The organism is Paenibacillus hexagrammi, assembly GCF_021513275.1.
In the GTDB taxonomy this organism is placed as follows: domain Bacteria; phylum Bacillota; class Bacilli; order Paenibacillales; family NBRC-103111; genus Paenibacillus_E; species Paenibacillus_E hexagrammi.
Genome location: NZ_CP090978.1, coordinates 3,069,372 through 3,094,110, shown reverse-complemented (window position 1 = coordinate 3,094,110; position 24,739 = coordinate 3,069,372). Strand labels below are relative to the sequence as shown.

The window sequence follows — 24,739 nt, the reverse complement described above, 5'->3', positions numbered from 1 at the left end:
TCATTCCATCTATTTTATTACGGTTAGGGGTGATGCGATGAGGTAGAAGCGGTCAGAAAAGACTTATAGGTGATTTCATCGATCATGCTGTACAGGAGGAGCCTCATGAGAAGATTAAAAGTTGTATCCAATGTATTGATGACTTTAGTACTTGCAAATACGTTAAGCGGCGGCATGACGGCCTACGCAGAAACGACGAACGGTTACCCGGAATGGAACAATAATCCTGACATTTTTCAGGTAAACCGCGAGCCGGCGCATAATTCATTTATTCCGTATGGAGATGTAACCTCAGCGCTTCATGGTGCGGATATGATTTCCGCCATGACGGAGAATCCGTCACCCTATTATCAATCGTTAGACGGACAGTGGAAATTCAACCTTGCGAGTAATCCCGATTCGCGACCTGCTGATTTTTACAAGGATTCTTACGACATAAGCTCTTGGAATAATATTAAAGTTCCTGGAGAATGGCAGCTTCAAGGGTACGATTTCCCGATTTACACCAATATTACTTATCCATTCTGGGGCAATGGCAATTCAAAGAACGTACAGCCTCCGGTGGCTCCAACCGAATATAATCCCGTAGGTTCTTACAAGCGCACGTTTACTGTTCCTGCGGACTGGAAAACTCGTCAGACCTTTATCTCCTTTCAAGGAGTTGAAAGCGCATTCTATGTGTGGGTGAACGGGCAGAAGGTCGGCTACAGCGAGGACAGCTTTACAGCTAAGGACTTTAATATCACGCCATACTTAAAGGATGGAGAAAACACGCTTTCTGTAGAGGTATATCGTTGGTCGGACGGCAGCTGGCTTGAGGATCAGGATATGCTGCGGGTCAGCGGTATTGTCCGTGATGTATTTTTGTACAGTACGCCATCGGTTCACATGAGGGATTTCGGCGTTGTAACGGATTTGGACTCTGATTATAAAGATGCATCTTTAAATTTGAAGGTGAACGTTAAAAACTATGTGGACGGAACACCCGGCAGCCATACAGTCGAAGGGATGCTGTACGACGCGAACGAACAGCCAGTGTTCACACAGCCGGTCAAGATGAACGTTGATTTTCAAGGTAACGCTGAAGTTCAAGTGAACAGCTCAACGCTGGTTTCGAATCCTTTAAAATGGTCGGCTGAAACGCCAAACCTGTACACACTTGTACTCAGCTTAAAGGATGCCGACGGGAAATTGATTGAAACAGCAGGTACGCGAGTCGGCTTCAGGGAGTTTGAAATCAAAACCGATGCAAGCGGCAGCGGCAAGCAGCAGATGCTGCTGAATGGCAAGCCGATCATGATCAAGGGCGTTGACAGCGGGGATGCCAGTCCTGACAACGGTCATGGAGTCACCCTCGATGAAATGAAGAAAGATGTTACGCTCATGAAGCAATTTAATATCAATGCTGTGCGTACTTCTCATTATCCGAAAAATCCGTTCTTCTACGACCTTGCAAACGAATACGGTCTTTATTTACTCGATGAAGTTAACTTGGAAACACATGGCGTCAGGGATACGGTCCCCGGTAATCTGGCAGCCTGGACGGAGAACGTGAAGGATCGTGCGAATAGCATGGTACAGCGGGATAAGAATCATCCGTCGGTCCTCATTTGGTCCTTAGGAAACGAAGCGGGATCAGGCAGCAACTTCAAGGCCGAATCCGATTTGATTCACAGTCTGGACCCGACGCGCCCAATTCATTATGAGGGCTATAACGATGCTTCCGTCACAGATATGGTCAGCAACATGTACCCAAGCGTATCGACGCTCGAAACATACGCAAAGAGCAGTGACCCGAGACCTTATATCATGTGCGAATATGCGCATGCGATGGGCAACAGTGAGGGTAATCTGCAGGAATATTGGGATATGATCAAAAAATATCCGAATCTCCAGGGCGGATTTATTTGGGATTGGGCGGATCAAGCGGTTCGCATGAAGTCGCCTGGCGAGAAAACGTATCTACAGGATACGAATGCTACTTACACAGCGGACTATACCGGTCAAATTACTGGCCAGGATGGAAACGCTTCCGGGGTTCTGCAGCCGAAAAACATTACGGCACCAACGGTAACTCTGCCAAACGATGCGAAGTATAACATCACGGGTCCATTTACGCTAGAAGCTTGGGTGAAACCGCAATCTGCGATTTCTGACAGCCCTATTATTGCTAAAGGGGATACGCAGTTTGCATTGAAAATGAGCGGCTCCACGAAGCTGGAAATTTTCGCATACCGTAGCGGCACATGGACATCCGCGAGCGCAGCGCTGCCGGCAAACTGGGTGAATAATTGGCATCATGTGGCGGGAACGTATGACGGTTCAAACCTGCAGCTCTACATCGACGGTCAAATCGTCGCGACTAAGGCCTACACAGGAACCTTCTCCTCCAATTCTTATGCGATGACAATCGGCAAGGATCTGGAGAAAGGCCGTTCCTCGAAAATGAGCTTTGACAAGGTTCGCGTTTATAACCGCGGTCTGACCTTAGCGGAATTAAACGATACATCCCGCACAGCGGATGCCAATTCTGTGCTGTGGATGGATTTTAATCAGGAAGATGCCAAGTCAACGCCGATTGAGCAGCATGAGTACTTTGCATATGGCGGAGATTTTGGAGACAGTCCGAACGACGGGAATTTCATGTCTAACGGGCTTGTATCAGCGGATCGTACGGTTCAGCCAGAGCTGTGGGAAGTGAAGCAAGTCTACCAAAACATTCAAGTGAAGCCAGTGGACTTAGCAACGGGTAAGGTTGATATTTCCAATGAATTCCTGTTTACGAATGTGAATCAATATGAAGCGGACTGGGAGCTGAAAGCAGATAATCTGACGATTCAGCAAGGCACGCTGGATAATCTGGATATTCCGGCTCTAAGTTCAAAGCAAATTGCGATTCCTTACACATTGCCTGCTGCCCAGCCTGGGGTCGAGTATTGGCTCAATGTCAGCTTTAAGCTGAAGGCAGACACCTTATGGGCGAAGCAGGGACACGAAATCGCCAAGCAGCAATTCAGTCTTCCGGTAGCGGATCCTGGACGTCCTGTTACCGATCTTTCTTCGGTTTCGAGTGTGGATGTACAGGAGCAGGATTCCAAAGTAACGATTAACAACTCCGATATGGAGCTGACTTTTGACAAGAGCAAAGGAACGATCGATTCATTCACGTATCAAGGTAAACAATTAATGAAAGACGGTCCGGTTCCTAACTTCTGGAGAGCTCCGATTGATAATGACAAGGGCAACGGGGAGCCGTCCCGAACAGCAACTTGGAAAAACGCCGGTGACAATCGAACCGTTACGAAAACAACGGTAACGAAGATCGGCGACAAAATTGTTCGCATCGATGTGGAGGGGACACTTCCAACGACAACCGCTTCAGCGTATAAAACCTCGTATACCGTCTTTGGCAACGGTGACATTGTCGTATCCAACTACATGAAGCCGGGTGCAAGCTCTTTGCCGGAAATTCCAGTAGTTGGCACCATGGTGACCGTTCCTCAGGAATTTGAGAACATCACTTGGTACGGCCGAGGACCTTATGAGAACTATCAGGATAGAAATTCGGGTTCGGATGTCAGTATGTACAGCAGTACAGTGGAAGATCAATTCTTCCCTTACATTGAACCATCGGAAACAGGCAACAAGACGGATGTGCGATGGGTGGCTCTGACCAATGAGAGCGGTGACGGCCTCATGGCTATCGGCGCTCCGACGATCGAAGCTAGCGCCCTGCACTACACACCTAACGACCTCGACGGTCCGCAGCATCCTTATCAAGTCACACACCGTGACGATATCACGCTTCGTCTCAACTATAAGCAAATGGGTGTCGGCGGAGACGACAGCTGGGGAGCGAAGCCGCATGCGCCATACATGCTGCTGGCAAATAGGGACTACAGCTATAGCTACACGCTCCGGCCTATTACTGCAAGCAGCTCTAACTTGATGAGCGCCAGCAAGCCTATCACTACAGTGAACTTGATTAAATCGATTACCGTAAACGGCAAGGCTCTCGATGGATTTGATCCAGAGAAGCTGAGCTATACGTACAACATCCTGCGCGGACAAGAACAAGTACCGACTGTGGATGTGAAGACGGTAGACGATCAAGTAATCTATCACATTACTCCAGCTGCCGATGTGTCGGGGAAAACGGTAATCACGGTATCATCTGCGGATGGCTTGATTACCCAGACTTATGACATTCAATTCCAAGTCGTTGATCACTATTTGAGCGATATGGATTGGGTTAGCGCGACAACAGGATGGTCAACTGTCAAGAAAGACACGAGTATTGACGGCAATCCGATTCGTTTACGCGGAGATAGTGGTACAGTTACTTACGCCAAAGGGATCGGTACTCATGCCGATTCGGAAATCATTTACGACCTCACCGGTAAAAATTATGAGAGATTCAAAGCCATGGTTGGTGTGGATCAAGAGGTCTCCAATACAGGCTCGGACCGCAATACGGTCGTGTTCCAAGTGTTCCTTGACGGAGAAAAGGCATTTGACAGCGGACTCATGAGAGCAACAACGGTTGCGAAGCCGGTGGATCTCGATGTAACCGGCAAGAATGAACTCAAGTTGGTCGTTTCGCAGTATGATAACGTCAACTATGAAGATCACGGCGACTGGGCGGATGCAATGCTGGTTCCTGGCGCTAGAAACAACGACGCTACCTTGCATTCGATTTCGCTGGGTGATCAACCGCTAAGCGGATTCGATCCTGAGGTCTTGTCCTATGAGGTCGAATTGCCGTTAGGCACAACTACCGTACCTTCCGTTACGAAAGCTGTGTACAACGAGAAAGCTAGCATTGCCGTCCAGAATGCGGAAGCAATTCCTGGTACAACGATGATCGTTGTCACAGCTGAGAGTGGAAGCAAGCGGACCTATGAAATTCACTTTACTGCGGCTCAACCGGCAGCCGCTACTTTGGAAGCACCTGCTGAAGTTAAGGCTGAGCAGCAATTCGATGCAGCGTACAGCCTGAGTGGTGTAACACAAAGCGTATATGCTGAAGATGTGACATTCACCTATGATCCTGATCGTCTCGAACTGATTTCGGCTGAAGCCGCAGATGATCATACGACGATTGTGGATAAAACGGAAGGTTCCGGTCAAGTTCGTCTCTTGCTTGCCCATATAGGAGGCAGCTTCTCGAATGGTGAAGTGCTGAAGCTCCACTTTAAAGCACTTGCAGTTGATGAAACTTCCAGCACAGAAGTTCAGCTCAGTAAAGTTGTTCTTGCTGATGGCAGTGGGGTTGAGCACGAGCTTGAGGGCACATCTCACAGCATTCTTATTGATGTTGTAGATAAGGCATCCTTGACTAGTCTGATTGAAGAAGCACAAAGCAAGCATGATGCAGCGGTGGAAGGAACAGCTTCCGGTCAATACCCTGCTGGCTCTAAGGCTGAGCTTCAGGCAGCGATTGATCAAGCTCAAGCCATTGCTGGTAGCACCGATGCGACGCAAGAGCAAGTAGACCAAGCGGAAGCCGCGCTGTCTGCTTCGCTGCAAGCATTCATCGATTCCATCATTCACAACAGCCCTGGGGATATGAACAATGACGGTAAATATTCCATTGGTGACCTTGCGATGCTGGCGGCAGCTTATGGAAAAACGTCCGCAGATGCGGGCTGGGATTCCATCAAGCATGCGGACTTCAACAATGACGGCAAGATCGGCATTGAAGATTTGGCTGCCATGGCACTCAAGCTGTTTGAGTAACATGAAGCTCTAATTAGAGAGCGATTATAGGAGAAGCCCGTATCTTGACGGAAGTGGTCAAGATACGGGCTTCTTCTTATTTGTGAATCCATCTTCCTCTAAACGCGATCGACCAGCTACGGAACCATGGCTCCGCTTTATGGTGCTACTGTAGCTATTCGACCGAGGATTGTTCTGTGCTGCTAGGAAGTAGCTCTCTTAATTCAGTTAAAATCTCCAAAGGATCTACTCGCTGCATGAAGTCAGGATTTACATGAGCGCTGCGGATCTTTCCGCCTTGATCGATGATCAACGTTGCAGGAACAGGCAGGAGCCAGCGGTCGCTGTTGTTGAAGGCGGCAAGGTCTCTTTTCAAAATATCGGTGAAGGTACTCTGCAGGTAGCCAGGCAATTCAAATAACAGTTTGTAGCTATCCGCAACAAGGCCGTTTGGATCGCTAAGCACTTGGAAGCTAAGCTGCTCTTTCTCCTGCTGCGACAGCGAATGATCCGGGTGCTGCGGAGTGACGGCGATAAGCGTGGCACCCAGCTTCTGAATGTCGGGCAGCGTCTGTTGAAAGGCCCTGAGTTGAATATTACAGAAGGGGCACCAGCTGCCGCGGTAAAACGTCAAGACAACAGGTCCTTTGGCAAGCTCGTCATACAGAGTGACCGGCTGGCCCATCGCATTCGAGAGGGTAAAAGGGGGCGCATGCATGCCCTGCTTCAGTCCGAATTCAATGCCGGATTGCTGCTGCTCTTTAATATGAAGAAAAATATTACTTTGTGCGGCATCAGGCACTTTGGCCATAAAACCCGCTTTAGCTTGTTCCAATTGTTCTTTAACCTGCATGAGAGAACACTCCTTTTAGCATCCGATTTTTACCTGCCAGAATGGAGTAACCCGCTGTCGCCATGACGCAGAGCAGGGCATCCAATCCAATTAACCATTGATAATGGTGGAACAAGTCGTAGGAGACTCCTCCAACTAAGGCGCCTGCTATACCGCCGGTTTGATGAAAGAGGAGTAAGCTGCCGATGAGCCGGCCCTTTTTACTTGATAGTTCGTTTGCGATCAGCATGCCGCCGGGGACGGCTCCCAAATACGTTAGGCCGAACGTTACGGCAAATACAATGGGGGACCAGGGGGTGTGAAGCAGCAGTATGGCAAAGCTAACTACACGAATTCCATACAGTATGGTCATGGCAAGGCGCTTATTCATCACATCCATGACGGTCCCGAACACAATCGAGCCTGCAATCTCCATCGTACCTAGAATCATCATCGAGATGGAAATCATACCAGGTGAAACGGCAGCCTGCTGATGAATAGCCACAAGGTTCATTTCGACGGTGCCCATGTTGATCCCACAAGTAAACAGGGCAAAAGCAACGATGAAGTAGGGAAGATAGAAGGTAAAATTCCGGGATTCGGATGGAGCCGAAGGTTCGGCAGTTGAGAAGCTTTTGTCAGGCTTAAGAGATTGAATCTCCTCGGAATTGGCTTCATCAGAACGAATGAAGAATAGAATGATCGGTACCGTAACTAGTAGACCAAGCAGTGCTGATAGGAGAAACGCAGATTCCCACGTTAAGCGGCTGCTCGCTAGGAAGATCGGGGTGCAAACGGCAAGACCGACAGACGAAGCACTGCTCAAGATACCCGCAGCCTTCGCTTTGTGATTGCCGAACCACCTGAACAGAAGCACATAAGCGGTGGAGGCCCCGATTCCTGATAAGCCGGAGACAACACCATAGCCCAAAAAGAAAAGAGGCGCATTATGTCCAAGAAAAACAAGTGCTGCTCCGCAAGTGCCGAGTAAGCTTCCTGCTAGCATGATTGTCTTAGGTCCGAAACGGTCGACCAGTCTTCCTCCAATGGGCGCACATAGCGCGGCAATCAACAGGTTCACTGACCATGCCAACGAAATAAACCCTCGACCGACATGCAAATCTTCAGCAAGTTGGACTTGATAAGTGGCCATGATGAATCGTGTGATAGCTCCTATAAATCCGATGATCCATAATGCTGTTAAACCCGTCCAAGCATGATGATGATACCACTTCTCCTGCCGCATCCCGAATCCCGCCCCACTTTTCAAATAAACTGCAATTTCATAAAATAAAGATACCGATCGGTCTCATTTATTGTAGCACAAATCCATAAAATGACAAGAGAACAACTGCAACTTGTTTTTGTTATAATAGTTGGAAATATAATCTCACTTGGAGGGCTCATGAAAAAAAGGCGATAAAACGCGGGAGCACATCATTATCAAATCTGCCGAACTCTTTAACCGCCAAGGGTACGCGGGATCGTCGCTTAGTGACATTATTGCCGCAACCGGCATTCAAAAAGGCGGTATTTACCGACATTTCAGCAGTAAAGATGAAATTGCTTTAGAAGCTTACCATTACGCCGCAAGCATTGTCGGCAGTCGGTTCTCTGAAGCCATTGCCAAAGCGGAGACAGCATCGGAGCGGCTGCTTGCTTATTTTCGCGTCTATGAAAATGTTGTAGATGAACCGCCGTTCGTTGGCGGCTGCCCTCTGCAGAATACAGCGGTGGAGAGTGATGATACCCATCCGCTGCTGCGTGAGCGAGCGGCTCAAGGACTGGAGAATACCCTGAGTGCGATGAAAAGCATGATTCAAGAAGGGATCCGGACAGGTGAATTTAAAGAAAGCTTGGACGCGGAGGCTTTGGCGACTTTTTGCCTATCACTCTTGGAAGGTGGAATTATGCTGAGCAAGCTGGAAGGGAACAACCGGCATATGCAGATGAATATGTCTAGCTTATCGGCATATTTGACGAAATGCTGCTTGAAGGAAGAACGGCTAAGTTAAGTTTTACATGTGAAGCTTTTTCCGTGACTTAAACAAAACTTAAACTTCATGATTTATACTAGTCGTAGAACTTAAAGGGAGGCACTAATCATGACGGAAAAAAACGAAAACCAACAAAACGAACTGCAATCCATCGAACTGACTGACCTGCCAGAGGAAGTGTCCAAGGAGCAATTGGAAGAAGTTAAGGGCGGGGACTGGATGATAGGTAGAAAACCCCCTATCGGCAAGAAGCCGATCAATCCATAATGCTGAAGTAACAAAGAAAAGCCTCAAGCTTAACGCTCGGGGCTTTTCCTTTTGTCGTTCGGCTACCAGGCTGCCATCATTTTTCGATGCCGAATTTGTAGCCAAACCCGCGAATTGTCAAGATATAGGCGGGGGCAGCGGGATCTTTCTCGATCTTTTTACGAAGATTGTGAATATGGACCATGACTGTCCGCTCGTCGCTCATGCCGTTGAGTCCCCAGATTCGTTCATAGAGCTGGCTCACCTTGAATACTTGCTTGGGATGCTCAAGCAGATGCAGCAAGAGCTGCAGTTCTTTGGCTGCCAAGGTGACCGGTAGGTTATCCACAAATACCTCCAAACGATTCTTGTGGATGGTAAGCCTGCCGTCCGTCCAAGTGTCTGTACCTGTACCGCAGTCGATTGTTGCCCCGCGCAATGAACGAAAACGACGAAGGCCGGACTTTATTCGTGCAACAAGCACTTCCGGCTCGAATGGTTTCGTCACATAATCGTCTGCGCCAATGTGAAGGCCGGCTATGACGTCTTCCGGTGTTTTTTTACTGGTTAAGAAAATGATAGGGATGTCCGATTGGCTGCGGATCAACTCAACCAGTTGAATACCGTCCATACCTGGAAGCATGATGTCGGAAATTAGCAAATCATAAGCGGACTGTCGGAACAGACTCAGCCCCTGCTCGGCACTTATAGCTATGTCCAAGCAAAAGCCTTCCATCCGTAAATAGATGGCGATAAGTTCGCAGATATCAGAGTCGTCTTCAATGAGCAGAATCTTAGTTTCCATGTTCCTCTCCTTTGGCATCACGATCAATCACGGCGGCTGCATCCCTAATTGTCACGGGGAGCGTCATATAGAAATCGCTTCCTTGGCCTAATTCGCTGCTTACGCTAATTTCACCTTGATGATGTGTCATGATTTCTTGACAAATGGCTAGTCCGAGGCCGCTTCCCTTCTTGGATGCCTGCACACCTGGAATTCGGTACTGTCTTTTGAAAATATGCGGAAGCTCGGACTCGGGAATACCGGTCCCTGTGTCTGTCACATGAATGATCAAGTGTCCTTCATCAGATCGATTGGAGAGGCGCATCTCGCTCCATATCCGTATAAAGCCCTCGCCTTCGCCTTCTGAGTATTTCACGGCATTAGAAATTAAATTGGCAACTACGCGCTCGAATTTGAAACGATCAATAGCAGCGAACAGCTGTTTCTCGGCAGGCCATGCACAATCTGGTTCTTCCCATATCAGTGTCATGTTGTGAGTGCTTGTCTCCGCTGCATAACGCTGGCTTAATTGGCGCAGATAGGGCACAATCGGTACTTGCTCTAGCTGAAATCGGACTTCACCGGTCTTCAACTGGCTCAATTCAATAACGTTGTCAATCAACTTCTCCAGCATCAGACTGCGTTCATAGATCCGGTTTGCGTACATAGGCGCTTCCTCCTTGGAAATGACATGCGTCATGATGGCCTTGGAGAAGCCCTTAATTGCCGTAATCGGTGTTGATAAATCATGGTAAACTTCTGCAAGCAGATTGCTGCGAACATGCTCGATGCGGAGCAGCTCCTGGTTCCCTTGTTCCAGCTGCACATTGAGCATTTGAAGTGAGGAAGTCCGCTGCCTAATAGTCTCCTCCTGGGATTCAATAACCTTTGTTAATTCAACAGATAGCAGCTCCGACTGGGTGACCGCACGAGTAAACATGAGGGATAAGTTAAGGAGCTGGGTTAGCAGAAAAAACAGAAGACCGTAAGAAACAAGTCCGCCAAAAGAGACAAACCCGGTATAATAAAGGATTTCATGAATGACAGTGGCAAAAAAACCGAAAAACCCGATCATATTGGCTGGCGACCCGACCCTGCGCCGAATCGCAGCTCGCAGGTAGATATATAGGACATAAAGAAACACAGGAAGCAGCAGGCCTATGACGTACGGAACCATGTACTGCGTATAGATTTTAGCAGGAGTTGCTAATACAAATGCTGCAAATGCCCCCAATGACGCTGCAAACCAAGGGAATATGCGTACAATTCCGTCCTGCGGATATTGCTTATTCACAAAAGCCGCCAGGCTAATAATTGTCACGATTTCAGAGAGGTACTCCAGCTTCACCCCCATTCCCAGGTAAGACCCGGAAAGAGTACGTATACGAATGATTCACCCAAAAGAGAAGTTCTTATGCAAATGGCCAAGCAGATCAGACCAAACCATAATGCGGCTCGCTCCTGTTTGCGAAATAAGTAGAGAAAGAAAGAAAAAATCGTCATAAGCAGCAGACAGCCTGTGATAAACGTCCAGACCATAACACGGTTTCTGTGCAGGGAAGCGATCTTCTCCGCATCTCCGATCTCGATACTTTCCCAAATTCCACCTGTTCGCTGAGAAAAATTAGAAGCCTGAATCACAATTTCATTAACGCCTGCCCTTGGCTGGAAGAAAAATACCCTGGGGTAGCTCCTTGGAACCATAGCGTAAGCATTCATACCAACCGTGCCGTTTCCATGCATCAGCTCACCGTTCACCCAGAACCGGTAAGCAGACGCAACATTATTAAAGTAGAGTCCCAAAGGTCTTTCGGCCGCATCATCAGATAAAAGGAAGGTCATCCGATAGGTTCCGTATCCCTCATTCAGTAAGGCATGTCCGTCTATGATGTAATCTTTCCACTGGGCTGGAATCGTGACGATTGCAGGGGGGTTAGGTGGTATATCTAGAAAATCTTGCGGCTGCAGGAGCTGATTCCAGTAGAACCTCCATGGCCCGTCCAAGGAAACAACGGCACCTTCCTGTGGCTGCCATTTCTGCAGGTTCAGTGTATCTGTCTCTGAATTTTTCTCTAGTACGGTTGCTTCGACTGAATATGGTGCGCTGCATCCGAACAGTAGAAGTATAAAAAGCATCATGAACCAAGCTGCGAATTTCATCAAGTACACTCTCCAACTAACAAACTGAACTGTTCTATGATAGGTGTATTATCGGAAAATAGGTACAGGATTTCAAGCTGAATTTATAAAATTAACATGTAAAAAATATTTGACATCATGTTTACTTACATATATATTGTGTATAGAATACTTTACATTATGGAAAAACTAAACAAATATTATGGAGGTGATGTTCGTGTCTTATCAAGAGAAGAAGAATGTGATGCAGCTAATCAGCTCCTTTGTCGTGTTTGCAGGCTATAGCTGGATCCTTTTTGTCCGGTTTCAAGCATTGAATCCGGTAGGGGAGGAGTTATACCGATTCTGGGGTGCTGCATTTCTAATTCTTGTTCCGGTAACCATGATAGTAAGAATGATCATAGAAATCCTCTTTATGATCATCAATCGGATTGCAACTCAAGAAACCGCGCCGTCCTTTTCCGATGAGCTCGATAAGATCATTGATTTAAAGGCCATGCGCATGACCTTTTTACGTTCATTGTTGGATTTTTTGTAGCAATGGGCACCTTGTATGTACAAATGGCGCCTTCATCAATGTTTATCATCTTGTTTCTTACTGGCTTTATCTCTGAAGCAGCTGGAATCGCATGGAAGCTCTATCTATACCGGAAAGGAGTATGAGATGGCCAAAAGTCACATCCAAAATAACATACGAACTCTACGGTTTCATCATCAGGAGATGACGCAGCAACAGCTTGCAGACCTGGTAGGTGTGACAAGACAAACGATCGTCGCTATAGAAAAAGGGAACTATTCGCCTTCGTTGGAGCTGGCTTTTCGCATTGCACGTATCTTCAAGCTCCCTTTGGAGGAAGTTTTTACTTTTGTGGATGAACAAGAATAGGTACATGGAATGAGGAGGCGGCTTTATGAAAGCAGATAAAATGAGCGCACGGGTTGTCGGAGTCCTATTTATCCTTGCAGCTGTAACTTCCGTGATCGGTTTACTCTTATACGACCCCATCCTGAACGGTCCTGATTATTTGGTGCGTGGCTATCAATATGCGGGCCAGATCAAGTTAGGGGCACTTATGGAATTATTACTTGTTGTATCAGCTGTGGGTACCTCGATTACGATGTTTCCTTATTTGCGGAAATATAATGAGAGCATGGCTTTGGGACATGTTTGCTTCCGGTTCTTAGAGGCTGTTTTCATAAGTATTGGGATCATCAGCGTACTTGCACTATTAAATCTAAGCAGGGACTATTCAACGGCAGCAGCAGGCGCACCGGACATCTCCGCATTTCAAGCTTCGGGTACAGTTTTACATGCGATTCATGATTGGACTTTTCTTCTTGGCCCCAATTTCATGTTAGGCATCAATACACTGCTGTACAGTTATATTTTTTATAAAACCAAGCTGGTTCCTAGGTTCATATCCATCTTAGGACTTACAGGCGCGACTTTAGTATTGTTGGCAGCTATACTCGAGATATTTGGGGTATTTCCTCAGCTTTCGGTATGGGGAGCGGTTCTTTCCCTGCCGGTAGCGGCTAACGAAATGACATTAGCAGTCTGGCTTATTGCGAAGGGGTTCCATGTTTCCAAACTCCAGGTTGTAAAGGATGCTTGATTACTCAGCATCCTTTTTTGATTTTCTTTTAGATGGATAAAACACACATAGCTTGGAATATAGATGGTAGAACAGGGTTATGAAACTTCAGGTTTCATGATGGAATCGGAGGTGATGCTTGAATGGCAACAACCGGCAGGTCCAGATGATAAGCTAAGGAAGAGTTGTATGTATAGGTTGGGTTGATAGCATCATTTGTGTAAGAGGTAAACCAATTTGGAGCGTTGGAGGAAGCTATGGAATTCGTGAATAACCTGCTGCTGGATTGGGGAATGGGTACTGTTTTATCGGTCATTCTTTCCTATCTGATCATGGTTCTCGTGATGTGCGTCATCTGTATACTAGCCAATTACGTTACCAAAAAAGTGGTTCTGAATGTCATCTCTCATTTTATTACCAAGAATAAGTTTAAGTGGGACAAAGTCATCTTGGAGAAGAAGGTTTTTCATAAACTGTCTCATGTAGTACCTTCTGTTATTATTTATTACTTTTCTTCTGCATTTCCCGATTATCAGCATCTACTGCAAAAAGGCGCAGTGACCTATATGCTCGTCGTAGGGATCTCCGTGATCGATTCACTATTAGATGCAGTTAATGAAATTTATAAGTCCTATGAAATCTCAAAGGTTAAGCCCATCAGAGGCTATATTCAGGTAGTGAAAATTTTGCTTTTTGTCGTCGGAGGCATTCTTGTTATTGCTAATCTTATCGGTGAGAGTCCAATTATCCTTCTGAGCGGCATCGGCGCCATCTCGGCCGTCATGATGTTGGTCTTTAAGGATTCCTTATTGGGACTTGCGGCGGGAGTCCAGCTGGCTTCCAATGACATGGTGCGTGTTGGAGATTGGATCGAAATGCCAAAACATGGGGCAGATGGAGACGTCATCGACATCTCTTTACATACAGTCATGATTCAAAATTGGGATAAAACGATTACCACGATTCCAAGCTACACCTTGATCTCCGATTCCTTCAAGAATTGGAGAGGCATGCAACGGTCCGGCGGTCGGCGGATTAAGCGTTCAATTGTCATGGATATGAGCAGCATCTGCTTCTGCACCGATGAAATGATCATGAAATTCAAAAGCATCCATTACCTGACAACCTACATTCAAAATAAAGAACAGGAAATAGAAGCTCACAATACGTCCAATCGAATCAATACCTCGAACAAAGTAAATGGCAGAGCGCTGACGAACCTCGGTGTCTTTCGCATCTATATCGAACAGTACCTCAGGAATCATCCCAAAATCCATACGAATATGACCTGTATGGTTAGACAATTGGATCCGGGCGATAACGGTGTTCCTTTGGAGGTCTATGCTTTTACCAATGTGACCGATTGGGAAACCTACGAGACGGTGCAGTCTGATATTTTTGACCATATCTTTGCGGTTGCGCCGGAGTTCGGACTGCGGGTCTTCCAAAATCCCTCCGGACATGATGTGAAAAGCTTATCGGGAGAGCACCAAGGGGATTACCGATTGGTCGGCTCGGGATGAAGGTGAAGGGTCATACAGCGCTGGGCGGCAGCTAAACCTGTCTTCTCAATCATTAAAAAACCAAGCTCATCTCTAAGCGAGTGAGCTTGGTTGCACTCATTGCATTCATTGCGTTACAGAATGTACAGCAATCGGCTGGATTAGGGATAAGAATAATTGCAAATCCCTTTGGTCAGATAGATCTGGGGATTGCTGCAAGAAAGTCACGATGTTTCCTACATCTATACGCTCAGAACCGGGAAAGTAAGCGGCTTTCACGGCAGCAGTTATTTCTTCGTGGCTGACATGATCTGTGATCGGAAAACTTGAGAATGTTGATGAGAGATTATTTGCTGCGTCATTGATGCCAATCCCAATACGAGTTGCGGTGTTAGGGATGGCCAAGTCCCAAGGAAGGGTAATGATAGGTGTATTGCCTTTAGAAACCTCTCCTATCAAACTTACCGTTTGTTTGCTGTCATCCAGGAAGTAGATGGAGTAGCTGGATAGGTTGGACTCATCCTGAGCTGTGCTCCAAGTCAAGAAGCCATGCAGCTGATTGGGCCGCTCATCCAGATCTATAAATTTTATATTTGACGGCATCTGCGGTTGTTTCAATGGTGCATAAACCGCGGAGCTTTCGCTGCCATCCTTCCCATAGGAAGTTAAAGCAAACTGTGTCGCTCCTGAAGGTACCGGCTGCATAGCATCCAAGTCATAGAATAGTTGGGGAAGCTCCCGTGGCGTATAGATAGTACCAATCGCTTGAATTTTATCTCCGTTATCATCAGCGAAATATAGGGTGTAACCCTGAATTGCACTCTGATCCGATGGCAGTGTAAAGCCGATTTGACCGGAAAGTTTATTGATTTCCGGCGAATACGTATAATCCTGAATATTCGAAGGCGCTGGGAGAACCGATGAAGTTGGAGCTGTCAAAACGGAATCGCTTAGTCGATTGTCAATAACATAAGCGGTTGGATGGGAGGGTAGCTCTTCTCCACCCGCGTTTAAACTGCCGATTAACAGGGCTGATGTGCCTGGTGGAAGCGCGCCGAATGTATATTGGTAGGTCTTATCTGCGCGTTTTGACACACTGTCCCAATAATTCCAAGTGTTCTGTTCCGTTACCCAGTAATATACATTATATCCAGCCAGGGCGTCTTCGTCGGTAGCTCCAGTCCATGTAATGGAAGCGTCAATTAGCCCCCCATTGGCATTGGAGTCATGGAATCTGACCGCCTGTGCTGCATGTGAAGAATCAATCCACAACGGAATGGATCTTCTAGCTATAACGGCTGAACCACTATCAAGGATCGTAACACCTATTCGTGATGCACCAGAGGGTACAGATACCTGCGTCAAAGTAGACGAGTAGTAGTTTGTATCTGCTTCCGTGTACTTGGTCTCGATAATCGAGCCGATCGGGTTGTCCGCAGCGTCCAAAAATTGAAGCTGCATGTCCAATTGATCGGGTATGTCTCCGTAGGTGGACCAAGTGACAGTACCGTCAAATTTGGCAGGATCCATGAGATTGTTGTATGCGTTGAGGGAATCAATCCCAATTAAAGCATTGTTAGGCGTCATATGGACGGTTTGAGTAAATGTCTGTCCAGCTGAGAGAGTTCCGGTCACGATCGGAGAACTTTCGCCAAAGCCAGTAGCAGTAATGGAAATGCTATAAGTGCCTTCAGGCAAATTCGGATAAACAGCTTCACCGGAGGAATCTGTTTTAACGTTTACCGGGAATGGAAGAACATTCGAGGTGAGAACGACATTGGCGTAGGAAATCGGATATTCGTTAGTAGACAGGACTGTAAGTTCGACGGATGCCTTCGTCGCTGTCGCATAGGCTGTGGGTAATCTTCCAACAGACGTGAAGAAGAGCAGAGATACTAATAATGTACAAGCTAGACTTCGAAAAACTTTCATAATATAACATATACCCCCGAGATTTCATAATATCCTCATCATATCATAGGCATTTAGACATAAACAGCGGTATTTCGACATGACTCCCTGTGCAGTACATGTTGTCAGCTTGCTTCCTGGGTTTCTCTTCTTACGGTTCTTAAGAATGATGAAATCCGGGTCATCCCACAATCTAACGGCATATACATAGATCAATAACTCCATCGATAAAGCGGGTGACAGTCATGGCGAATGATGAGCTTCAGACATGCGTGAGATGCGGGTATGTGGCGGATAAGGATGACCGGTACTGTATTCAATGCGGGGCACCGCTCAAGAATACGTGTACGAAGAAGAAAACGGTGCTGCACAAAGGCTGTTCCAAGGTGAATAAACCCGATGCGAAGTACTGCTCGGCTTGTGGAACCGAGACGTTATTTTCAGAATGGGGGCTGCTTTGACTCAAGCTCTAGAAGGAAGCGGCGTGGAGCGGCGAGTCGGAGAAAGTAAACAGACCACCTGCACAGCTCCTGATGATCGGCTTAACAGGGATTACTCCTGCTAGAGGAACCTGCTGCATCCAATCAGGACGTGTACAAGTGGTCTTTGTCTTTTAACAATAAATTCACATTATTTATTCTGCAAAATCATCTTCCACAGCTCCGGCTGGTCGTAGCCAAGTCTCCAAGCGGCGACACCGGCAAGATCGTATTTTTTTGCCAGATCCAGTCTAGCCTTAATGGTAGCTTCATCCTCAAGCCAGAATACATAAGTGGAACCATTTTCTTTGTATTCCATTTTATACTGCTCGAAGTCTTTGTCCCAGGTAGAGGTCGGCTTCTTATCCGCGATCAATTGCGGAATATCCTTTAACAGCACGGTTCGGTTGCCGATCAGCTGGCCGCTGGCATCAAGCTGCCATTCCCTGACGTAGTAGGGCATACCAAGAATGATTTTATCCCGCGGGATGCCATAGGACAAGAACTCCTGGATGCCGCCATCCGACCAAGGAAGCCCGGATACAGAGCCTGGCGATGTACTGCCTTTGTAATATTGATCGTAAGCCATGATACATATATAGTCGACGATACTGCCCAGCTTCTCATGATCGAAGGCGGAGAGATGGTTCCATTTCACGCTTCCTCTAGGAAGGTCAATGGAAATCTTTAAGCTTTGTGCGTGGGCGGCAGTAGTCAGCTTTTGGATAAAGGCTGTGAATTTGTCCCGGTCTGATCCGGCCAAGCTCTCAAAGTCGACGTTAATTCCGGGAACGCCCAGCTCGGCGGCTCGCTTTACCAAAGATTGAACGAAGGTATCCTGCGCCGCTGCGCTGCTCAAGAACTGCGTAGTTAACGTTGGGCTGAACTGATTGCTGACTAGCGGATAGACGGTGTGGCCTTGTTTTTGCAGCCATTTCACCGTATCTGCGTTGGAGCTGTCCTTCAGCTTGCCTGTGCTGTCTTCCAGCAAGAAATAGCTTGGGGAATCCACATCGAGTCCAAGTGTCCCACTCACCTGATTTTTGATAGCGTCCGCTTCGGAAACACCGTTCCATCCCCAAATTTGAAGCTTCTTGAAGTTATCCCAGATCATCGTATGATCTAACGTCTGGATCGATGAATTGCTATACTGCATGCTGTAGGTAAGCGCAGAAGGTATGCTTTGGAATTCTCCAATTCGATTCGAGCCCTGGTAGACTTGATAATAGGAAGAATTATTCCATATGCTGTGACCTTCGAATACGATCGAGCTGTGGCCCCACTGCCTCGCATAATCAGCGGCATCGTCCAGCCCCCGTGAAATCTTGCAGGAATGTATCGTTCTGATACACCTTGTATGGCTTGCTGTTCGTAAAGACGGTTTCCTTCGTCTGGAGATTGATAATGGAGGAACCACCCCATTTTAACGCTTCGTTCACAGCGTCTTCCAAATAAGCAAACTGCCAATTATCCGCCGAGAAGGTACCCTGATACACCTTGTATACGGCTTCCCCTGCGCGCAGGGCTTCCTTGTCTTGATTGGACAGATTGTCCCACACCCACTGATTGTTGCTCAGATCGATGATATGGGCGCCGCCCCAACGCTTAGCCTCGGCTTGTGCTTGCTGTAAGGTCGTAAATGTCCACGAATCCAGCGTATTATCACCTTGGTAGAGCCGGTAGCGCGGGTAATTATTCCATTCCCAGCCTGTAGACTGGACATCGCGGATGCTCGCATAGCTCCATTTTTTAGCTTCGTTCACCGCATCCTGCAACGTATCGAACTGCCATTCGCTCTTCGTATAATCCAGCTGGTAGACCTGATAGCGGTGGTAGTTGTTCCAAAGCCATTTACGCGTTCCGATTTCTTCTACGTGGCTGCTTGTATAACCTTGGGCATATTGAAGAGCTTCCTTATAATTGGAAAATTCCATGAGAACCTGGTTATCCTGATAAACCCGGTATTTCGTCGTCTTGTCCATCGTACCGGCTGCCTGGGCTGGTGTTGGCAGTGTTACACATAGAATCAGTGCTCCGGTCAACATCCATGCTCTGCTTTTCATCGATCACGCCTCTTTCTATTAATCTATGTAATAAGACGCGGCAAATGATAGAATGGTTGCGATGGAAATACTTTGAAGCCGCTTCGGTTGGACGAACCGGGGCGATTTGGAGTAACATGAGGAAAGATGACTTCAGAAGGTGGAGGACTGGGCGATGAAGCCGTATCCTGAGGCGTATTTGGACTATTTGATCTTTTTTCATGCGGAACGTGATTATTTCGAATGCCATGAAGTGATGGAGGAATATTGGAAGCAGCACCCTACAGATGAGCGCAGTAAGACCTATGTAGGTTTGATTCAAATCGCTGTAGGCATTTACCATGAGCGCAGAGGCAATACAGCTGGAGCTGTTAAAATGCTTCAAAGCGCCATACGCAACCTGAATGCCGAGCATACGGCTTCATTAGGGCTGAGTGCCAGCGAGCTTGAACATGTAGTAATGGAGCGGATTGCTCTGATCCAAGAGGGAGACCGGAATCGCAGCTTCACCGATATCAATTTGCCGATAGCGGACCCGGAACTTGTTCAGTATTGTGAGGCAAAATGTCAAGAGCAAGGCCTGACCTGGCAGAGTGCCAGCGACCTCCAGAATCCAGCACTTATTCATAAACATACAGTTAGAGATCGTACTCCGGTCATTCGGGAGAGGGAAGCGCAGATACTGCTGCGCAGGCAAAAAAGGAGACCGAACATGAGCTCAGAGGGGAAAATTCTCGTGGTCGACGATGAGCCGCATATTGCTGAGGTGGTCCGGCTCTATTTGGAGCATTCCAACTTTGAAGCGATTCTGTTAACCCGAGGAGCGGAGGTACATCGGACCATTCGTGCGGAGAAGCCGGTGTTGGTTATTCTCGATATTATGCTGCCGGATATTTCGGGCTATGAGCTTTGTGAGGGCATACGCCGGATGGAGGCGCCGCTGGATCAGATTCCGATCATCTTTTTGACAGCAAAGGGAGAATCGATCGATAAGCTGCGGGGTTTCAACCTGGGCGTGGATGACTATCTGGTCAAGCCGTTTGATCCCAATGAACTGATCGCCAGGATCAAAGCTGTGCTGAGGAGATCGATGGCGTCCAGTGCGGATCCTAATAAAATGGGCTCGGATTCATCAGGCAGAGTGCTGCAGATCGGTAACATTGTCGTGGATCTGGAGCAGTTCCGCGTTCTCGTGGACAACAAGCGGATTGATCTGACGCCGAAGGAGATGGAGCTGCTTTATTTTCTGGCGAGCCATCCGGGACGCGTATTTACAAGAGAGGATTTACTGGGCTATATCTGGAATTTCGACTTTGCCGGAGGCACCCGCACGGTAGATGCGCACGTCAAGAACCTGCGTAAGAAGCTGGGTCAGCACAAAGAATGGAATATCCAGACGCTCTGGGGCATCGGATACTCCTTTGAGGTGAAGCCGCATGCTTAAAGAATGGATCACTGTCCGGCTGCGAAGCTTGTATCTCAAAATCTTTCTATCCTTTTTAGCTACCTGTGTGCTTTTTTTCGTAGGCTTGTTCGTTTTCTGGAATTATTATTTTACGGATTTGTTTTATAAGGATAAGAAAGATCTCTTGCAGGAGAGATTTGTGGAAATCACCCGGCTGATCGGGTCCTATCAGGACGGATCGATATCTACCCGAGAGCTGAAATATACGGTACGGATTGTAGCTCGGAGCATCAACGGCCAAGTTTGGATTGTGGACAATCAAGGGACGATCCTTAACGGTTCTTCCGATAATGAGGGCGTCGGCCTGCCAAGATCACTGGACAATCTGTTTATCGAAGGGCTTCACGGGCGCAGCGGCGACCAAATGGTGACCTTTAAAGCCCCTAGCGGCAGGAGCATCAATATGTTCACGTATTATGCGCCTTATCAGCTGAATGGACAAGCGCTTGTTGTCTTCCTGCAAATCCCGTCGGAGGATATTAGTGAAGCGGTGTCTGCCGTGAGGGTCAACATTCTGGTGCCGCTAATCTTCTCGCTGCTGGCCGTAGGCATCATTCTGTATGTGATCTCCCGGAAATTGGCTGGCCCCTTGCAGCAGATGAATCGGGCGGCTTTGGAGCTGGCCGGCGGGGATTTTACGACGCGTGTGCCGATCAAATCCCACGACGAAGTCGGGCAGCTGGCGGCAAGCTTCAACTTCATGGTCGAGCAGCTGGAGGAATGGGAAGGAACCAGACAAGAATTTTTAACTAACGTTTCTCATGAGCTCAGATCGCCTTTGACGACACTTCGGGGATTTATCGTTGCTATGAATGACGGGGTGATCCCGCAGGAGAAATTTTCCCATTACCTGCATATTTGCGATCAAGAGGTCCAGCGGCTGCAGCGTCTCGTACATGATTTACTGGATTTGGCCCGCATTCAGAACGGTGTCGATGTATTCCGTATGAGGCCTGTTGAAGTTAAGCAGAAAGTGGAGAATGTCCTTGAGCTATTGAAGAAGCCCATTACCGAGAAACAAATGCAGCTTCAGGTGTTTTGGCCGGAAGAGTCCTCTGAGACCTTACCTGCGATGGCCTATCTGGATCCCGACCGCTTTGCACAGATTATTCAGAATCTGATGTATAATGCGTTAAAGTTTACTCCGGCTGGGGGAACTTTAACTGTTGCGCTGGAGGTTAAGGACAAGGAGATAGCGCTTTATGTGCGGGATACGGGGCAGGGGATGTCCGAGGAAGAGTTAGAGAGAATTTGGGACCGGTTCTACAAGGCGGATGAAGCGAGAAGCCACAGAGCAGATGGAGAGAACGGTACGGGTCTTGGGCTCACGATTGTGAAGCATCTAGTGAGTGGAATGAAGGGGACGATCCAGGTTCACAGCCGAATAGGCGAGGGGACGGAATTTAAAGTGATGTTTCCGCGGATTGTTTAGCCGTTCACAATTTTTTTACAACTTAAACAAACATTTTTCATGTTTAACCGGTATCCTGTCCTTGTGGACAGGATTTTTTTGAAATATAAGAATTTATAAGCTTCACTCCATAATTCGGCTTATTTTTTTTATAAACGTACTCGTCATTAAAGGACGGAGTAAGCCGTTTATCTCAGTTAGTGCGAAGCGTTAGTTATATACGTTTACTTCGCATCAACTTTGACAAACGCATTCGTCCTGTATGGACGACGAAGTCGTTTATCCTTGTAGGGTTGACTTCCTTGGCAGGTGCTTTTTAAGGGGGCAGATTTGTGAAACGATGGGTGATTTTAGCTCTGGGGGCGGCGCTTGTAGCCGGGGTTCTAGAGGGCTGCGCGAATAATCCTGCTTCGAAGTCGGAGCCTTCGCCGTCCGTTCAGCAGCATGCAGGCGAAGATGTGCAGAGTGAAGACGAGCGTCAGATGGTGATGCTCTTTCAGGGACTTATCCGAATGGATCGGCAGGCGGATTTGGCAATTAGCAAGCAGCAGGCTGAGGCCCTGCTTCCTTATGTACAAAAAGGCAAAGACGCTGGCGGCATTTCGAAGGGAGAACGTGAGCAGGTCATAGAGCTGCTTCATGATTCCCAACAAACATATTTGGAAAACGAGGCAAAGCAAACGGCGCAGCGCATTCGTCAGCATAATAGCGCAGTCAGCCGTGACAATCTGTCACCCGAGGAACGTCAACAAATGATCGAGCAATTCGAGCAGCACCGCAAAGAGAATCAAGATGACAGCTCAGCGGCACGTCCACAAGGCAGTGACAGGTATGCTGCATCAAGCCGCAGCGGAATGGGCAAGAGCGTCGAACAGCAGCTGCTTGAATTGCTGCAATCCAAGCAGTAGGGAGGAAAGAATCGGAATGAAATGGATTCGGAGCAAGTGGTTTGTGATCATCGTTGCAGCAGCTGTATGTGCCGGGGGTACATATGTGTATGTGGCCAAGGGGAAGAAATCGGCGGCTACAACGAGTAATGAAACGGTGATTGACGTGAAGAAAGGCAATATACGGTCCTCGGTTTCAGGAACGGCCCAATTTGAACCAAAGGATACGCAGATTATTTCGGCTCCAGTAGACGCAGAGATCAAATCCATTCACTTAACGCGCAATCAGCCGGTAAAAGAGGGCGATGTGCTGATCGAGCTGACCAGCTCCACCTTGGAGAGCGATCTGCAGGACGCAGAGCTGAGTTATGAAGAACTCCAAAAGGAGCTTAGCGATCTGGAGCAGCAGCAGAGCAGCATGAAGGCAAGCGCTCCGATCAGCGGAAAAATTACATATGCAACGAACGTCGAATCGGGCTCCAGCGTAAATAAATCGACCAAGCTGGCGACGATCTCCGATATTGCCACATTAACTGTTACGCTGCCGTTTTATATGGAGGATGCTGTCCAACTGCATAAGGGAGATTCGGTGGAGCTTACGATTGACGGCTTCATGATTACGAAGGCCGGCTCGATTCAATCGATCGGCAAGGACCCGAAGTCGGACGGAAAAGGCGGCAAGCTGGTTGATATTGAAGTAGTTATTCCCAATGACGGTTCGATGGACGCGGGAGCTAACGCGCTTGGCACTGTTACCATCGGCGGCAGGTCCGTGGATTCGCAGAGCAAAGCGGTTCTGCAATATTCCAAAATTGCGAATGTACTTGCTGGAGCTCCCGGCAATATCGCGTTACTTCCCTTCAAGGACGGTAATATGGTGAAAGCAGGGGATATCATTGCAGCGATTGAGAACGACACGCTCGGCGACGATATTGTCAGCAAGCAATCAGCGCTTGAGCGACAGAGGCTGAAAGTGGAGTCGGCCCAGGAGAAAGTGAAAGCGTTAACGATCACGGCGCCATTCGACGGGGTGTTCTCCACTGACTTCGTCAATAAAAAGAATGACATTCTCAGCGCTTATCGGGTGGGCAGCAAGGTGGACAGTGGAACACAATTCGGAGCCGTAGCCAGCCTTGCCAACATGCAGCTTCCTGTGCAAGTCGATGAGCTTGATCTGCCGAATATTCAAAAAGGTATGAAAGCGGAAATCAAGGTTGATTCACTGCCTGGACGTATTTTCCCTGCTGAGGTAACGCAAGTGTCTACGGTAGGTACGACGACGAACGGGGTTACCTTCTACGATGTTGTGCTTGCAACGGAAAATAAGGACAACGCGCTGAAATATGGGATGACGGCAACCGGTGAAATTCTGGTGCAGGATAAAAAAGGTGTTCTCTATATTCCCCCTGAGGCGCTGCAATCTCGACAAGGGAAGCGATTCGTATCTCTGAAGAAACCGGACGGAACTGTAGATGCGCAGCATGAAATCAAGATTGGAATTCGTTCCCAAACGCAAATCGAGGTGACGGAAGGACTTCAAGAAGGCGATAAAGTCGTACTGCCTGTAGCCAGAAAGCAGCAAACGATGAGTCAGGATGAGATTAACCGTTTCAGACAGCAATTCCAGCAAAACGGCGGCTTTGGCGGCGGAGGTGGCGGCGGTACCAGAGGAGGCGGAGCTGGTGGCGGAGGCGGCAATCGATAAGGCTGTCCGGAAGGGAGTGCGCACGG

General features: G+C 47.8%; 20 protein-coding genes. 12 read left to right on the top strand and 8 right to left on the bottom strand.

Annotated elements, in window-relative coordinates:
* Positions 1-105: 105 nt before the first annotated feature.
* Positions 106-5,739 (top strand): glycoside hydrolase family 2 TIM barrel-domain containing protein, encoded by a 5,634-nt coding sequence (locus tag L0M14_RS13835; RefSeq protein ID WP_235122608.1) that lies wholly within the window; start codon positions 106-108, stop codon positions 5,737-5,739.
* A gap of 154 nt (positions 5,740-5,893) precedes the next feature.
* Here L0M14_RS13835 and L0M14_RS13830 read toward each other — a convergent pair whose 3' ends face one another.
* A complete protein-coding gene (locus L0M14_RS13830) occupies positions 5,894-6,571 on the bottom strand; it encodes a peroxiredoxin-like family protein (RefSeq protein ID WP_235122607.1) in 678 nt (225 codons plus the stop codon).
* Complete coding sequence (locus L0M14_RS13825; protein ID WP_235122606.1) at positions 6,561-7,796, bottom strand: MFS transporter; 1,236 nt, start codon at positions 7,794-7,796, stop codon at positions 6,561-6,563. The genes L0M14_RS13830 and L0M14_RS13825 overlap by 11 nt, the downstream gene beginning before the upstream one ends.
* 190 nt (positions 7,797-7,986) lie before the next feature.
* Between L0M14_RS13825 and L0M14_RS13820 the strand changes: the two genes are divergently transcribed.
* Positions 7,987-8,565: a TetR/AcrR family transcriptional regulator gene (locus L0M14_RS13820; protein WP_235122902.1), complete on the top strand. Its 579-nt coding sequence runs from the start codon at positions 7,987-7,989 to the stop codon at positions 8,563-8,565.
* 90 nt (positions 8,566-8,655) lie between these two features.
* Positions 8,656-8,814, top strand: coding sequence for a hypothetical protein (locus tag L0M14_RS13815; RefSeq protein ID WP_235122605.1), 159 nt, complete (start codon positions 8,656-8,658; stop codon positions 8,812-8,814).
* Positions 8,815-8,890: 76 nt separating this feature from the next.
* Here L0M14_RS13815 and L0M14_RS13810 read toward each other — a convergent pair whose 3' ends face one another.
* Genes L0M14_RS13810 through L0M14_RS13800 form a run of 3 tightly spaced genes read right to left on the bottom strand, consistent with a single transcriptional unit; the run spans position 8,891 to position 11,737 of the window.
* Positions 8,891-9,598: a response regulator transcription factor gene (locus L0M14_RS13810; protein WP_235122604.1), complete on the bottom strand. Its 708-nt coding sequence runs from the start codon at positions 9,596-9,598 to the stop codon at positions 8,891-8,893.
* Positions 9,588-10,898 carry a sensor histidine kinase gene (locus L0M14_RS13805; protein ID WP_235122603.1) on the bottom strand — a complete coding sequence of 437 codons (1,311 nt, stop codon included), beginning with the start codon at positions 10,896-10,898 and terminating at the stop codon, positions 9,588-9,590. The genes L0M14_RS13810 and L0M14_RS13805 overlap by 11 nt, the downstream gene beginning before the upstream one ends.
* A gap of 23 nt (positions 10,899-10,921) precedes the next feature.
* The gene (locus tag L0M14_RS13800) at positions 10,922-11,737 is read right to left on the bottom strand and encodes a 7TM diverse intracellular signaling domain-containing protein (RefSeq protein WP_235122901.1); all 816 of its coding nucleotides are present in this window, start codon (positions 11,735-11,737) and stop codon (positions 10,922-10,924) included.
* 196 nt (positions 11,738-11,933) lie between these two features.
* Between L0M14_RS13800 and L0M14_RS13795 the strand changes: the two genes are divergently transcribed.
* From L0M14_RS13795 to L0M14_RS13780, 4 genes are all read left to right on the top strand, one after another.
* Complete coding sequence (locus L0M14_RS13795; RefSeq protein ID WP_235122602.1) at positions 11,934-12,254, top strand: hypothetical protein; 321 nt, start codon at positions 11,934-11,936, stop codon at positions 12,252-12,254.
* 126 nt (positions 12,255-12,380) lie between these two features.
* Positions 12,381-12,602 (top strand): helix-turn-helix transcriptional regulator, encoded by a 222-nt coding sequence (locus L0M14_RS13790; protein ID WP_235122601.1) that lies wholly within the window; start codon positions 12,381-12,383, stop codon positions 12,600-12,602.
* Between the two features lie 25 nt (positions 12,603-12,627).
* Entirely contained in the window at positions 12,628-13,332 is a 705-nt protein-coding gene (locus L0M14_RS13785; protein WP_235122600.1) for a DUF4386 domain-containing protein, read from the top strand.
* A 236-nt stretch (positions 13,333-13,568) separates the two neighbouring features.
* Positions 13,569-14,834: a mechanosensitive ion channel family protein gene (locus tag L0M14_RS13780; RefSeq protein ID WP_235122599.1), complete on the top strand. Its 1,266-nt coding sequence runs from the start codon at positions 13,569-13,571 to the stop codon at positions 14,832-14,834.
* 105 nt (positions 14,835-14,939) lie between these two features.
* Here the strand turns inward: L0M14_RS13780 and L0M14_RS13775 are convergent, their stop codons facing one another.
* Positions 14,940-16,745, bottom strand: a complete 1,806-nt coding sequence (locus L0M14_RS13775) for a carboxypeptidase-like regulatory domain-containing protein (protein ID WP_235122598.1) — start codon at positions 16,743-16,745, stop codon at positions 14,940-14,942.
* A gap of 224 nt (positions 16,746-16,969) precedes the next feature.
* Here L0M14_RS13775 and L0M14_RS13770 point away from each other — a divergent pair, with 224 nt between their 5' ends.
* Positions 16,970-17,185, top strand: coding sequence for a zinc ribbon domain-containing protein (locus L0M14_RS13770; protein WP_235122597.1), 216 nt, complete (start codon positions 16,970-16,972; stop codon positions 17,183-17,185).
* Positions 17,186-17,354: 169 nt separating this feature from the next.
* Here L0M14_RS13770 and L0M14_RS13765 read toward each other — a convergent pair whose 3' ends face one another.
* Positions 17,355-18,359 carry a glycosyl hydrolase family 18 protein gene (locus L0M14_RS13765; protein ID WP_235122596.1) on the bottom strand — a complete coding sequence of 335 codons (1,005 nt, stop codon included), beginning with the start codon at positions 18,357-18,359 and terminating at the stop codon, positions 17,355-17,357.
* 139 nt (positions 18,360-18,498) lie between these two features.
* On the bottom strand, positions 18,499-19,266 hold the full coding sequence (locus L0M14_RS13760) for a hypothetical protein (protein WP_235122595.1): 768 nt from the start codon (positions 19,264-19,266) through the stop codon (positions 18,499-18,501).
* A 154-nt stretch (positions 19,267-19,420) separates the two neighbouring features.
* Between L0M14_RS13760 and L0M14_RS13755 the strand changes: the two genes are divergently transcribed.
* From L0M14_RS13755 to L0M14_RS13740, 4 genes are all read left to right on the top strand, one after another.
* Positions 19,421-20,689 (top strand): DUF309 domain-containing protein, encoded by a 1,269-nt coding sequence (locus L0M14_RS13755; RefSeq protein WP_235122594.1) that lies wholly within the window; start codon positions 19,421-19,423, stop codon positions 20,687-20,689.
* Positions 20,682-22,142, top strand: a complete 1,461-nt coding sequence (locus L0M14_RS13750) for a sensor histidine kinase (protein WP_235122593.1) — start codon at positions 20,682-20,684, stop codon at positions 22,140-22,142. Before L0M14_RS13755 ends, L0M14_RS13750 begins: the two co-directional genes overlap by 8 nt.
* A gap of 311 nt (positions 22,143-22,453) precedes the next feature.
* On the top strand, positions 22,454-23,029 hold the full coding sequence (locus tag L0M14_RS13745; protein ID WP_235122592.1) for a hypothetical protein: 576 nt from the start codon (positions 22,454-22,456) through the stop codon (positions 23,027-23,029).
* A 16-nt stretch (positions 23,030-23,045) separates the two neighbouring features.
* Complete coding sequence (locus L0M14_RS13740; RefSeq protein ID WP_235122591.1) at positions 23,046-24,713, top strand: efflux RND transporter periplasmic adaptor subunit; 1,668 nt, start codon at positions 23,046-23,048, stop codon at positions 24,711-24,713.
* Positions 24,714-24,739: the final 26 nt, after the last annotated feature.